This is a genomic window from Enterobacter sp. ENT03, from assembly GCF_019218745.1.
Classification (GTDB): Bacteria; Pseudomonadota; Gammaproteobacteria; order Enterobacterales; family Enterobacteriaceae; genus Enterobacter_D.
The window spans coordinates 45,455-57,679 of the sequence record NZ_JAHUXA010000004.1; the positions used below are offsets into that span (position 1 = coordinate 45,455).

Below are 12,225 nucleotides of genomic sequence, written 5' to 3' on the forward strand. Positions count from 1 at the left end.
ATGCGACTCAATTAAGGAACGGTCATGACTAAGCATTATGATTATCTCGCCATCGGTGGCGGCAGCGGCGGTATCGCCTCGATCAATCGGGCGGCCATGTACGGCCAGAAATGTGCGCTGATTGAAGCCAAAGCGCTGGGCGGCACCTGCGTTAACGTCGGTTGCGTGCCGAAAAAAGTGATGTGGCATGCGGCGCAGATCCGCGAGGCAATCGAGCTTTATGGCCCGGACTACGGTTTTGATACCACCATCAATCACTTCGACTGGAACAAACTGGTCGCCAGCCGTACCGCCTATATCGATCGCATCCATACCTCCTACGACAACGTGCTGGGTAAAAATCACGTTGACGTGATCCGCGGTTTCGCGCGTTTCGTTGATGCCCATACCGTTGAGGTGAACGGCGAAACCATCACCGCTGACCATATTCTGATCGCCACCGGCGGCCGTCCGAGCCACCCGGATATTCCAGGCGCGGAATACGGCATCGACTCCGATGGCTTCTTCGAATTACCGGCGATGCCGCAGCGCGTGGCCGTGGTGGGCGCAGGCTACATCGCGGTAGAGCTGGCGGGCGTGATCAACGGCCTGGGCGCACAGACGCACCTGTTCGTGCGTAAACATGCGCCGCTGCGCAGCTTTGATCCGATGATCACTGAAACCCTGGTGGAAGCGATGGCGGCCGATGGCCCTCAGCTGCACAACCACGCGGTGCCAAAATCGGTGGTGAAAAATGCCGATGGCAGCCTGCTGCTGACGCTGGAAGATGGCCGCAGTGAAACCGTCGATTGCCTGATCTGGGCGATTGGCCGCGAACCGGCTAACGACAATTTCAACCTGGCCGTCACGGGCGTGAAAACCGACGAAAAAGGCTACATCGTCGTGGATAAATTCCAGAACACCAGCGTACCGGGGATTTATGCCGTCGGCGATAACACCGGTGCCGTTGAACTGACGCCGGTGGCCGTTGCCGCGGGTCGTCGCCTGTCCGAACGCCTGTTTAACAACAAACCGGACGAGCATCTGGATTACAACAATATTCCGACCGTGGTCTTCAGCCATCCGCCAATCGGCACTGTGGGTTTGACTGAACCGCAGGCGCGCGAGCAATACGGCGACGAGGCAGTGAAAGTGTATAAATCGTCCTTTACGGCGATGTATACCGCCGTGACCTCTCACCGTCAGCCGTGCCGCATGAAGCTGGTATGCGTGGGCGAGGACGAGAAAATCGTCGGCATTCACGGCATTGGCTTTGGTATGGATGAAATTCTGCAGGGGTTCGCGGTGGCGCTGAAAATGGGCGCAACGAAGAAAGATTTCGACAATACCGTGGCGATCCACCCGACCGCCGCCGAAGAATTTGTCACTATGCGGTAATTAAGGCGGGGCTTCCCGGTCTTTTAGCATTACGGAAAACTGGCGCAATAGCGCCAGTTTTTTTCATCCGACCGCTAAAAGTTTTTATCCAGCGATAAGGTCAAACTACGCTGATGATAGTCGTAGAAATTGATATTGCTGTCGACCCGCTTATAGCTGAAATTAAGCTTCGGCATCACGCCAAAAATATACAGATCACGGTGCCAGAGCGACAAATTATAAAACTGCTCGTTGTCTTTGCGGCGCGTTTCGAATATTTCACTGTCCCCCTGATAATCGCGTTTTGCGAAAGCCGTGGAGGCTGAAAACGAGATCTGCCAGGGTAAATCCATCTGCATACCAACCCGCATACCCTTGCGCTTATTCGTTTCACTTTTTGCCGACGTTTGTTGTTCCTGAAAATCAACGCCCGCGTAAGCAGAAACTCTGTTACTGAACGCATGGGATAACGTGGTTGAAGAATACCGCGTGTAGCCGCGTAAAAAGCGATATTCGTCTGCGTCATAATCAAGTTTTTGATATTCCAGCGCCTGGCTAATTTGCCACGCCGGTGAAATCAGGTAGCTATATTCCGCCCGCGCACCAGGGCCGGAAGAATAGGCTTCGGTGCTGTACCATCTTTTTTCATAAAAAGGCAGCAGGGCAAACTGCTGACGGTAATCACGCCACTGATAGCCAGCATAGAAACGGCTGGTGATGTCATCAAAATCATGATTATTCCAGTAGCTTTTTCCGTTCACCGTGCCCATAAAACGCAGACCATGCTGGTTATATAACGAGACATCTTTTTGTAATACGCCGTTAAACCAGATGCCCTCTCCCCGCTGCGGGAAGCTGTCTTTATTGCGTAAAAAGAGACGATCGCCGACGCGAATAGTTTTACTCGTCGAGGCATTATTCACGTTGCTGTCGTTAAGATAACTGACGCTAAGCGTACCGGTCAGATCGCTGCCCTGCTGAATACGCTCTATGTAATATCCGATGATTTCCTGAATATTCTCAGGAGGATTACTTTGCAATACACGGCGAAATTGATATTCCGCCGTATCGTATTGATGGTTTTCATACATGGCGCGGGCCATGTCGAGGCGCACCGCATCGAATTCAGGATGTTCACTTAAAATAGCGCGGTATTGCGCGATCGCCTGATCGTGATGACCTTTACTGCGCGCCAGGCCCGCCTTCGCAAAGCGCACCAGCGTGCGATCCGCATCAGGAGAGGCTTCATACACGGGCAAAATAGCCTCCACAACCGGCCACTGCCCTTCACGTACAGCCTGATCCAGTAGCGCCATTGCCAGCACCGGCTCTGCCGCCAGCCGGGCATTGTCTACCGCGATCATCTTTCCGCTGGAAGGCGTGCTTTTTTCCTGCTGTGTGAGGCGTTCAAAATGTGGGGCCGCGGGAATGACGTCGGTTTCCGGCGGCGCAGCTAACGCAACACCGAGCGGACACAACAGGCTCATCGCCCCCATACGCAGGACATTCATAGGAATTGCTACCATCAAGAAAAATCCGGCCAGACTGGCTGGCCGGAAGACGATTTACTGACGCGTTGCGCCAAACGCAGCGTTTTTGGTGGTGTCAGCGAAGCTGGCAATACCGCCCAGTTCCTGTGCGACAGGACCGTTGAAATGTCCTGTGAAGGTGCCGTTCTGACCGCCTGACTGCGCCTTGCCGGTAAAGCCGCCGTCAGCAATCTTGCCCTGCATCGCCACGGCGCTGCCGAATTTTTCACCTGCGGCAATGTTGCCGTTGATGGTTTTCGCACCGAAGTCGATATTAAAGGTGGCATCGCTGCGCACGTCTTCACGTAAACCATGACCGACATAGGTCGCTGAACCCTGGGTCGGAACATTAACGGCCAGCGTCGGCTCGCCGGTATAGAACACGTCATGCTTGCCGGTCTTGAAGTCGGTCCAGGTACCAAACGTGGTGTAGCTCATGCGGCCACAGCACCAGGAGGTCGCGGAATGGCGGCTGCCATCCGTACTTTGCAGGGACTCGGTAAACACATACATCGCATTAATACCGGTACCACGCATGGTGTATTGACGGCCCTGCGGCGTGGTGTAGGTAAAACCTGAAATGCTACCGCCAGTCGCCTGGCTTGCCGGTGCGCTGGCAGGCGGTTTCGGCGTTGTACCGGCGTTATTGTCAGTCGAGCCGTTATCCGTTTGCGTCGGCGGCGTTGTTGTTGTCGGGGGTGCCGGATTGCCGCCACCACCACCACCGCCGCCGCCACCACAGGCGGTCAGAATACACACCGAAAGTAACAAGGCAGGCTTTAACATGGTCATAAGATGAACATCCTTTATTGTGAAATAAGTTGTATTATTTCTAAACATTATTTTTACACGGGAATTTACCGCAAAACGCTGCCCGGCAACTTAAAGAATCTTCACTTATCACCATTATAAGAATTATCTTAGAATAATTTAGCTTAAATATGACGTTGGTAAGCCTGTAAATTTATTCAGGCCTACCAACATTGGTGGGTTTATTAATTTTCCTGCTGCGGTACGGCCATCTGCATATTCATGTTCATGGTTGTGTCTTTTCCGCCATCCGGCGTTCTGACCACCATACTCGGTAGCGCCAGTTCAATATCATTTTTGATTAACCCTTCGAGAATACGGATATTAATCTCCTGCTGAATATCCATATATTTGTTGTAATCGGCGGTATTAACGATATGCACCACTTCAAAATTCAGGCGATCCTGGGTGAAAGCAAGGAAATGCGCACGGTCGAATTTGGTTTCACCCACTTCCTCAATAATCTCCTGGACCATTTTACCGATAATACGCAGCTTCTCCGGCGGTGTTGTACTGGCGACGCCAAAAGTGAACACAATGCGGCGGGTCTGCATACGTTTGTAGTTATGGATGGTCTGCTGTAACAGGATAGCGTTAGCGCAGACGATCTGCTCCCCGCTCAGACTGCGGATACGGGTAGTTTTCAGACCGATATGTTCAATATTACCGGCAACGTCGTTGAAAACGATAAAGTCGCCAATCTCGAAGGGTTTGTCGAAACCGATGGAAAGGGACGCAAAAACATCGCTGAGTACCGTCTGCACCGCCAGCGCAATGGCAATACCGCCGACGCCCAGACTGGCGACCAGCGCGGTAATATCCACGCCCGCATTGCCGAGGATCGACAGTAACATCATTGACCACACCAGCACGCGTAAAATCATGCCGAGGATCACCATGGTGACCGGGTTACGATTTGATCCCGGCGCATGTAATAAACGGTGCATCCACGACTGCACGCCCTGATCGAACCAGATGGCTACCTGGATGGCGAGCACCAAAAACCAGGCATGCGAAATCGTGGAAAATAAGCGATCCGGCAGGCCGGTAAACCGCAGGCTAAACAGGAATGAGGCAAACAGAATTAATAGCCGGTTGGTCTTTTTAAGCATATCAAAAAGAATAAACCGCAGATTCCCGCCATTGGCGTGTTTGTTATTCCAGTTATCTATAGCTTGATAAGCAAATGAAATTAATCGCCTGATTAAGTAATAAGTAATCAACGTCACTGCAAAGACTATTGTCAAATTTATCCAGAACGTGGTGGACAACATAATATTGACAATATTTAATCGGGACAGATATTCCATTTTACCTCCAGTAATGACTTAGCGGTGTAAGTATAGACCCCCTGCCCGTCTGCGAGGCTGTAATATTAAGGTGTTACCATTTTATTAATTGTCGTATTAATTGTCAGCTATCAGCATTTAAATCGCGGCTCACGCCGGGTATTTTCGTGGAAACCTTTGTGGTTGGCTCGTGGATGGAACATTTGCGTCAGCGTGAACGCTACACCATGAACGACAAGAAAATTCAGAATCGGGTGCTAGGCTTCCATCAGGGGCCGGATCTCCCGGAAGTTCGTTATCTCATCGCGCCAGAATAAGGCTCGACCTGTTAATTACATAGTCATCAACGAGGTAAAGCATGAGCACATTTAAGACGCAGGATGGTACGCAGATCTATTTTAAAGACTGGGGCGCAGGTAAGCCGGTACTGTTCAGCCACGGCTGGCCGCTGGATGGCGATATGTGGGACAGCCAGCTCAATTTCCTGGCCGAGAACGGCTACCGGGTTATCGCGTTTGACCGCCGTGGCTTTGGCCGCTCCGATCAACCGTGGAACGGTTACAACTACGACACGTTTGCATCCGATATTAACGACCTGATCACCCATCTGGATCTGCAACAGGTCACGCTGGTGGGCTTCTCCATGGGCGGCGGCGATGTGACGCGCTACATCAACAACTACGGCACGTCGCGCGTGGCGGGTCTGGTACTGCTGGGCGCGGTCACGCCGATCTTCGGTAAAACCGCGGATTACCCGGCGGGCGTCGATATGTCCGTCTTCGAAGGCATCCGCCAGGGGCTGCGTAAAGATCGCGCGCAGTTCATCAGCGATTTCGCCACGCCGTTCTACGGCATCAACGCCGGGCAGACCGTCTCTGACGGCGTGCTGACCCAGACGCTGAATATTGCGCTGCTGGCCTCGCTGAAAGGCACCATTGACTGCGTGACCGCCTTCGCGGAAACCGACTTCCGCCCGGATATGGCGAAAATCGACGTGCCGACGCTGGTGATCCACGGCAGCAATGACCAGGTGGTGCCGTTTGAAAGCACCGGTAAAGTGGCGGCGGAAATGATCGCGGGTGCAAAACTGAAGGTGTATGACAACGCGCCGCACGGTTTTGCCGTCACCCATACCGACGAACTGAATGCCGATCTGCTGGCGTTTTTGCAGTCGCTGTAACGGACATTTTATGTCCTGCCCCAAAAGACCGGCCATCGTGCCGGTTTTTTTATAAGAACATACTCAACTTTACTCTGTTTAGAGAGTACGCTTATTCGCATGTGCAGCATATTTTCTAAGGATTAAACATGGCTCACCAGTGGTTGAACGTCATTCATCTGATTACAGGGATGGTCTGGCTCGGCGGTTTATTGATGATGGCGGTGGTGGTCGTGGCCTGCGGGGTGGGAAATAGCAGCAATTATGCCCCGCTTATCGGACAGGTGCGCCGCTGGAGTCGCAGCGTAACGTCGCCTGCAATGCTGATCCTCTGGGCCTGCGGGCTGGCGATGATTATCAGTCACGGCGGCGGCCTGCCTCTGTGGCTGATCCTGAAAATCGTCGTGCTGGTGGTGCTGTCCGGCGTGCATGGCATGCTTTCCGCCACGCTGCGCCGCCTGGCAGAAGGGCAAAACACGCCTTTGCGCCCGTTTATTCGTTATACGCCCTGGATTGTCGTGCTGGCGACGGTACTGATTGTTCTGTTTGTTAAAATGGGACATATTCTCGGCTGATTGGCGGAAAATATTCACATTATATGGCATAGCGATTGCTCTGAATTATCGGGGCAGTCGTTGTTCGTGCATGCGAGAAATAAGTAATTTAAACAGCGGTTTATTATTTTTCACGCGTAAAACGAGGCGTGAGGAAGTGTGATCTACCGCACAGTATGCAACTCAACGGGTAAAAAGACTGTCTACGCTTATAAGTAGCCGGGCAACACCCGTATCTTTTTACGACGCCATCCGGAGGTCTGCATCACTATGTTCAACCAGAAACTAAAACCAGATGAATCCGTTGAATTCGTGATCGAAGCAAAAACCAGTTTTGAAACCGATCCGTACGAACTCAAGCTTGCGGAAATGCTTGAGGCCGAGCCGGAACCGGAGATGATCGAAGGCTACCCCGCCTCCGATGCCCTTACTCCTGCCGATCGCTATCTGGAACTGTTTGAACACGTACAGTCCACCCGACTGTTTGCCGACAGCAAAACCTTTCCTGACTGCGCGCCGAAAATGGATCCCTTAGATATTCTGATCCGTTATCGCCGAATCAAACGCCGCCCTGACTTTGATTTGCAAAAGTTCGTCATGGCGCATTTCTGGCTGCCGGAACAGTACGGCAGCGAGTACGTTTCCGATCCGCAAAATTCCCTTAAAGAGCACATCGACCAGCTATGGCCGGTGCTGACCCGCGAGCCGCAGGATCACATTCCGTGGTCGTCGCTGCTGGCGCTGCCGCAGGCCTATATCGTGCCGGGCGGACGCTTTAGCGAAACCTACTACTGGGACTCCTATTTCACCATGCTCGGCCTTGCCGAAAGTGGACGTAACGATCTGCTGAAATGTATGGCGGATAACTTTGCGTGGATGATCGAACGTTACGGTCATATCCCGAACGGTAACCGGACTTATTACCTCAGCCGTTCCCAGCCGCCGGTGTTTGCGCTGATGGTTGAACTGTTTGAGGAAGATGGCGTGCGCGGTGCGCGGCGCTATCTGGAACATCTGCTGATGGAGTACAGCTTCTGGATGGACGGCGCGGAATCGCTGGTGCCAAACCAGGCGTATCGCTCTGCGGTACGTATGCCGGACGGCTCAGTGCTGAACCGCTACTGGGATGACCGTGATACTCCGCGCGACGAATCCTGGCTGGAAGACGTGGAAACCGCCCGCCATTCCGGGCGTCCTGCCAGCGAAGTGTATCGCGATCTGCGCGCGGGTGCGGCCTCCGGCTGGGATTACTCTTCCCGCTGGCTGCGTGACGCGACCCGTCTCGCCAGTATCCGTACCACGCAGTTTATCCCTATCGATTTGAACGCCTTCCTGTTCAAACTGGAAAGCACCATCGCCAATATTTCTGGCGTAAAAGGCGACCGGGAAGGCGAGGCGATTTTCCGTCAGCGGGCGAGCGATCGCCGGGCGGCGATCAACCGCTATCTGTGGGATGAAGAAAAAGGCTGTTACCGCGATTACGACTGGCGTCGTGGTGAAATGGCGCTGTTCTCCGCCGCCAGTATTGTGCCGCTGTATGTCGGTATGGCGACCCATGAACAGGCTGAGCAGCTGGCCATGGCGGTGCGTGAGCGCCTGCTCACGCCGGGTGGCGTAATGGCAACCGAATACGAAACCGGCGAGCAGTGGGATAAACCGAACGGCTGGGCGCCCCTGCAATGGATGGCGATCCAGGGCTTCAAGCTTTACGGGAATGATGAGCTGGGCGACGAGATCGCCCGTAGCTGGCTGAAAACGGTCAACACGTTCTATCAACGTCACCATAAACTGATCGAGAAGTACCACATCGCAGGCGGTACGCCGCGCGAAGGGGGCGGCGGTGAGTATCCGTTACAGGACGGCTTCGGCTGGACGAACGGCGTGGTGCGTCGTCTGATCGGGCTGTACGGCGATCCCTGATTTATCCGTCAGTCACCCGGCAGCGCCCGCTGCCGGGTCTGCATGATTTAATCAATGACCTCATAAATCGCTGTCTGGATCGCCAGCCATTTTTTGGTGTGGGCGCTTGGCTCTGCCTGATCCCTGCGCCGCGCCTGCTCCATTTCATATTGCTGACGCTTCACGACCGCTGGCACCGTACAAAAGGCCTGCAAAAAGGCTTTGCGTGTTGAGGTGAGTTTTTCACCGGTGGCCATCGCATGGCTCAGGGTGCTGATAAAGCGGCGGCAGGGTTTCAGTTCCACCATTTGCAGCCGATAGCGCAGCAGCAGCTCTAACACATCATCATGATCCGCTGCCATCGCTTCTTCCGTCCACGACAGCTTCCAGTCCATCCCCCCCTGTAAAAACAGCTGCACCACGCGGGTATCGTTACGATTAATCGCCGCGCGCAGATTGTTTTCGTCCCAGGTAACGCCCATGCGGGCCAGCGTCTCCCGCGAGGATGGTTTTTCGCGCGACGGCTCGCTCTGTTCCTGCTGCACCACAGGTTGTGCGGCCTGCGCACTTTGCGGCGTGCCGCCACCGCTGAACAGCCACAGTCCGCCGCCCATGATCCCCAGGACCATCACTCCTACCGCGCCCCACAGCACGCCCGATACCAGTTGCTCACGCTGCTCCAGGGTGCGCGGTGCACGGTGGCCCGGTCGCTCAATGCTGTCGCGCACCTCGAAAATATCGCCGCCGGTGGCACGCGCTTTTTTACGCGCCCGCTCCCAGAAGGATTGCAGTTCGCCCGCGTCTGCCGCGAGTAAAAGGTCCGGGCTGATGCGGGTGCGGCCCTGCTTAAAAGCGTTCTGGACGGAAGTGGTGATCTGCGGGTAATAGCTGTCCAGTAAACGCAGCTGCGCCGGAGAGAGTAAATCCTGCGCGATCAGGGTATTACGGATCTGCCGAATATCATCAAGAAACACCTGCAAGGTTTTGCGCGGCTCAGCAAACAGCATCAGGGTTTGTGGATCGTTAAACAGCGCGGAGTAGTGCTGGGTGAACTCTTTTTTATCCACCAGCATCAGGGCCAGCTCGCTGAACAACATGCCGCTCAGCACGTCGTTGCGCTCGCCCAGCTTCAGCCAGCGCCGCACACGATCAACGCCAAACTGCGTTTTTAAATGGTTGCTGAGCAGGAGACTGTCCGGCCAGGCTTCGTACACCAGCGCTTTGATCATCAGCTCAATCGCCCGCAGCTGCGCCAGCGCCTGCTGCTGCTGTTGCGTCTCGTCCTGCACGCTGATTTGCGTGCTGTAAGTGAGCTGGGGCTGTTTTTCCCGCAGCAGCTCAAGCGACGTCATTAAGCGCATGGCGGTGATCAGCTGGTTTTCACTGACCTCCTGACCGCTTTCATACTGCGGCACCCGCTGTTGCAGATGGCGCAGCAGCAGCGTGAATTGCGACAGTTCGGCATCGGTGAGCCGTAACCGATGGGCAACCGCCGCCCAGCCCCCCAGATTCGCACGGGCGGCATCCAGCTGTTCCAGGAACCAGCGCAGATCTTTACCCTCGGTCACATCAATATCAAGCAATGACAAAATTTCGGTGGAGGCCTGACGGATGATGCCGATACAGTGTTCAAACTGTTCGCGAATGCCAGACGTTGAATTACGCATCTTTATTTTCCTTTAAGTGCAACCAGACGACGTTTATTTCGAGGGCGTTTTTTATTATTTTTTTCTTTTTTTCCAGCCACTTATACGATAGCCCAATTCGACGGGAATATCAGTGACGGCTGCACAGATCTGGAAGCGAAATATGATTGAACTGACGACGGAACGCCTCTGGTGCCGCCAGATCCAGTCAACCGACTGGCCGTTTTTCCTCGCGCTGTATGAAAATGCCGACATCCTGCGTTTTGTCTCTGATCCACGTCCGCAGGAGGAGATCCACGATGCGTTCGATTCCCGTCTGCCGCCATGGTCGCCGGGCAGTGCGCACTGGCTCTGTCTGATGGTGTTTGATCGCGCCAGCGGGCAGCCGCTGGGCGTCACCGGATACGTGCACCGCGAAGCAGACTGCGCCGAAGTGGGCTTTCTGTTTATACCGCAGGCGCAGGGCAAAGGTTTTGCTGGTGAATCGCTGCGCGCCGTATGTGATTACGCGTTTCAGCAGGGCGGTATTCGTCGGCTGATCGCCACGGTCACCGCCGGCAATACGCCATCAAAGCGGCTGCTGGAAAAAACGGGGTTCGTGCTGGAAGGGGAACTGCGTGAGGCATTCTGGCTGAACGGACAGTGGCAAAACGACTGGCTGTTTGGTTTGCTGCGCCACGAATACCGCTGATCCAGACGATTCGCCCTTCACAGTGCGCATGCTTATGCCAGGCTTAACAGGATAGCGAGGCAAAACTTAAGGAGTCAGCATGAGAAAAATGATTGTAGCCGCCACGGTCGCGGCGCTATTTGCCCTTCCGGCGCTCGCCGACGATAAGCCTGGTCTGAATACCGATGAAGCACCAAAACCAGCGCACCAGCTGGATGACGGTTACCGCGGCGCAGAAGATGCCCGCTCAATGACCATCGATCATGCGAAAGAGATGCACGACGATGCCTCGGTGACGTTTCGCGGCAACCTGATCGCCAAAAAAGGCAATGATATTTATACCTTCCGCGACAAAACCGGCGAAATCGACGCTTATATTCCTATGGCGGTCTTTAAAGATCGTGAGGTCAGCCCCGATCAGCTGATCAGTATTACCGGTTCGCTGGACAAGAAACAAAAACCCCTGCGGGTAAAAGTCTCGCGACTGCAAAAAGAATAACCAAACGGGGGCGAGGCCCCCGTTTTTTTGACGCTTACAAAAACATCCCGCCCGATACTTCGATGCGTTGCGCCGTCATCCAGGCCAGCTCATCGCTTAACAGCGCGGCGATGGCGTCGCCAATATCATCCGGCAGTCCGACCCGGCCCAGCGCGGTTTGCGAGGCGACAAACTGGTTCATCTGCGCGTCATCACGCACCCGTCCCCCACCAAAGTCCGTTTCAATGGCCCCCGGCGCGATAATGTTCGCCGTAATGCCGCGTGCCCCCAACTCTTTCGCCTGATAGCGGGTCAGCACTTCCATCGCGCCTTTCATGGCGGCGTAGGCACTGGAGCCGGGCAAGGCAAAGCGTGCCAGCCCGGAGGAGACGTTAAGGATGCGCCCACCGTCTTTCATCAGCGGCAACAGACGCTGCGTCAGGAAGAATGGCCCCTTGAGATGAATATTCATCACCTCATCAAACTGCGCTTCGCTGGTGTCGGTATAAGCGGCGTACAGCCCCACGCCGGCGTTGTTTAATAAATAATCAAAGCGGTCACGCTGCCAGACACGTTTTAACTGTTGCTGCACCTCGTCCACGAAGCCTGCGAAGGTGCTGGCATCGCTCACATCCAGTTGCAAGGCCACGGCTTTCGCACCGAGACGCTCAATTTCCTCAACCACAGCCGCCGCATCCTGGGCGTTGCTGTTGTACGTCAGGATCAGATCCGTGCCCTTTGCCGCCAGCTTCAGCGCGGCGTTTTTACCGAGGCCACGGCTGCCGCCGGTCACTATTGCGATAGGTTGTGTCATAAGAAACCTCATTTCCGGGTG

Annotated in this window: 11 protein-coding genes and 1 pseudogene; 7 read left to right on the plus strand and 5 right to left on the minus strand. The window is 54.5% G+C overall.

The genetic code is table 11. From position 1 onward, the window contains the following. Positions 1-24: 24 nt before the first annotated feature. The gene (gorA, locus tag KW828_RS08325; RefSeq protein WP_218335950.1) at positions 25-1,377 is read left to right on the plus strand and encodes a glutathione-disulfide reductase; all 1,353 of its coding nucleotides are present in this window, start codon (positions 25-27) and stop codon (positions 1,375-1,377) included. A 74-nt stretch (positions 1,378-1,451) separates the two neighbouring features. On the opposite strand, the gene KW828_RS08330 is transcribed toward gorA, so the two are convergent. The 3 genes from KW828_RS08330 to KW828_RS08340 all read right to left on the minus strand — a co-directional run bounded on the left by KW828_RS08330 (position 1,452) and on the right by KW828_RS08340 (position 5,005). Further along, positions 1,452-2,882 carry a surface lipoprotein assembly modifier gene (locus KW828_RS08330; RefSeq protein WP_218335951.1) on the minus strand — a complete coding sequence of 477 codons (1,431 nt, stop codon included), beginning with the start codon at positions 2,880-2,882 and terminating at the stop codon, positions 1,452-1,454. A 39-nt stretch (positions 2,883-2,921) separates the two neighbouring features. Continuing rightward, the gene (locus tag KW828_RS08335) at positions 2,922-3,677 is read right to left on the minus strand and encodes a Slam-dependent surface lipoprotein (RefSeq protein WP_218335952.1); all 756 of its coding nucleotides are present in this window, start codon (positions 3,675-3,677) and stop codon (positions 2,922-2,924) included. 203 nt (positions 3,678-3,880) lie between these two features. Further along, a complete protein-coding gene (locus tag KW828_RS08340; RefSeq protein WP_218335953.1) occupies positions 3,881-5,005 on the minus strand; it encodes a mechanosensitive ion channel family protein in 1,125 nt (374 codons plus the stop codon). A gap of 128 nt (positions 5,006-5,133) precedes the next feature. Here KW828_RS08340 and KW828_RS08345 point away from each other — a divergent pair. The 4 genes and pseudogenes from KW828_RS08345 to KW828_RS08360 form a co-directional block, all read left to right on the plus strand. Further along, positions 5,134-5,301 (plus strand): annotated as a pseudogene (locus tag KW828_RS08345) (MFS transporter); the annotation flags it as partial. 41 nt (positions 5,302-5,342) lie between these two features. Further along, positions 5,343-6,164: an alpha/beta fold hydrolase gene (locus KW828_RS08350; protein ID WP_218335954.1), complete on the plus strand. Its 822-nt coding sequence runs from the start codon at positions 5,343-5,345 to the stop codon at positions 6,162-6,164. 128 nt (positions 6,165-6,292) lie between these two features. Next, positions 6,293-6,718 (plus strand): CopD family protein, encoded by a 426-nt coding sequence (locus KW828_RS08355; protein WP_218335955.1) that lies wholly within the window; start codon positions 6,293-6,295, stop codon positions 6,716-6,718. A gap of 249 nt (positions 6,719-6,967) precedes the next feature. Beyond that, positions 6,968-8,617: an alpha,alpha-trehalase gene (locus tag KW828_RS08360; protein ID WP_218335956.1), complete on the plus strand. Its 1,650-nt coding sequence runs from the start codon at positions 6,968-6,970 to the stop codon at positions 8,615-8,617. Between the two features lie 47 nt (positions 8,618-8,664). Here the strand turns inward: KW828_RS08360 and KW828_RS08365 are convergent, their stop codons facing one another. Next, positions 8,665-10,263, minus strand: a complete 1,599-nt coding sequence (locus KW828_RS08365) for an STY4199 family HEPN domain-containing protein (protein ID WP_218335957.1) — start codon at positions 10,261-10,263, stop codon at positions 8,665-8,667. Between the two features lie 142 nt (positions 10,264-10,405). On the opposite strand from KW828_RS08365, the gene KW828_RS08370 reads away from it, so the two are divergent. Both KW828_RS08370 and KW828_RS08375 read left to right on the plus strand, forming a co-directional pair. Next, the gene (locus tag KW828_RS08370; protein ID WP_218335958.1) at positions 10,406-10,933 is read left to right on the plus strand and encodes a GNAT family N-acetyltransferase; all 528 of its coding nucleotides are present in this window, start codon (positions 10,406-10,408) and stop codon (positions 10,931-10,933) included. 79 nt (positions 10,934-11,012) lie between these two features. Further along, a complete protein-coding gene (locus KW828_RS08375) occupies positions 11,013-11,411 on the plus strand; it encodes a YdeI family stress tolerance OB fold protein (RefSeq protein WP_129363813.1) in 399 nt (132 codons plus the stop codon). 34 nt (positions 11,412-11,445) lie between these two features. On the opposite strand, the gene KW828_RS08380 is transcribed toward KW828_RS08375, so the two are convergent. Further along, positions 11,446-12,204, minus strand: a complete 759-nt coding sequence (locus KW828_RS08380; RefSeq protein WP_218335959.1) for an SDR family NAD(P)-dependent oxidoreductase — start codon at positions 12,202-12,204, stop codon at positions 11,446-11,448. Positions 12,205-12,225 lie beyond the last annotated feature (21 nt).

Bases quoted from the DNA above. Each gene is read 5' to 3' on its own strand.
- gorA (WP_218335950.1), top strand. From the start codon at position 25: ATGACTAAGCATTATGATTATCTCGCCATCGGTGGCGGCAGCGGCGGT.
- KW828_RS08330 (WP_218335951.1), bottom strand. From the start codon at position 2,882: ATGGTAGCAATTCCTATGAATGTCCTGCGTATGGGGGCGATGAGCCTG.
- KW828_RS08335 (WP_218335952.1), bottom strand. From the start codon at position 3,677: ATGACCATGTTAAAGCCTGCCTTGTTACTTTCGGTGTGTATTCTGACC.
- KW828_RS08340 (WP_218335953.1), bottom strand. From the start codon at position 5,005: ATGGAATATCTGTCCCGATTAAATATTGTCAATATTATGTTGTCCACC.
- KW828_RS08350 (WP_218335954.1), top strand. From the start codon at position 5,343: ATGAGCACATTTAAGACGCAGGATGGTACGCAGATCTATTTTAAAGAC.
- KW828_RS08355 (WP_218335955.1), top strand. From the start codon at position 6,293: ATGGCTCACCAGTGGTTGAACGTCATTCATCTGATTACAGGGATGGTC.
- KW828_RS08360 (WP_218335956.1), top strand. From the start codon at position 6,968: ATGTTCAACCAGAAACTAAAACCAGATGAATCCGTTGAATTCGTGATC.
- KW828_RS08365 (WP_218335957.1), bottom strand. From the start codon at position 10,263: ATGCGTAATTCAACGTCTGGCATTCGCGAACAGTTTGAACACTGTATC.
- KW828_RS08370 (WP_218335958.1), top strand. From the start codon at position 10,406: ATGATTGAACTGACGACGGAACGCCTCTGGTGCCGCCAGATCCAGTCA.
- KW828_RS08375 (WP_129363813.1), top strand. From the start codon at position 11,013: ATGAGAAAAATGATTGTAGCCGCCACGGTCGCGGCGCTATTTGCCCTT.
- KW828_RS08380 (WP_218335959.1), bottom strand. From the start codon at position 12,204: ATGACACAACCTATCGCAATAGTGACCGGCGGCAGCCGTGGCCTCGGT.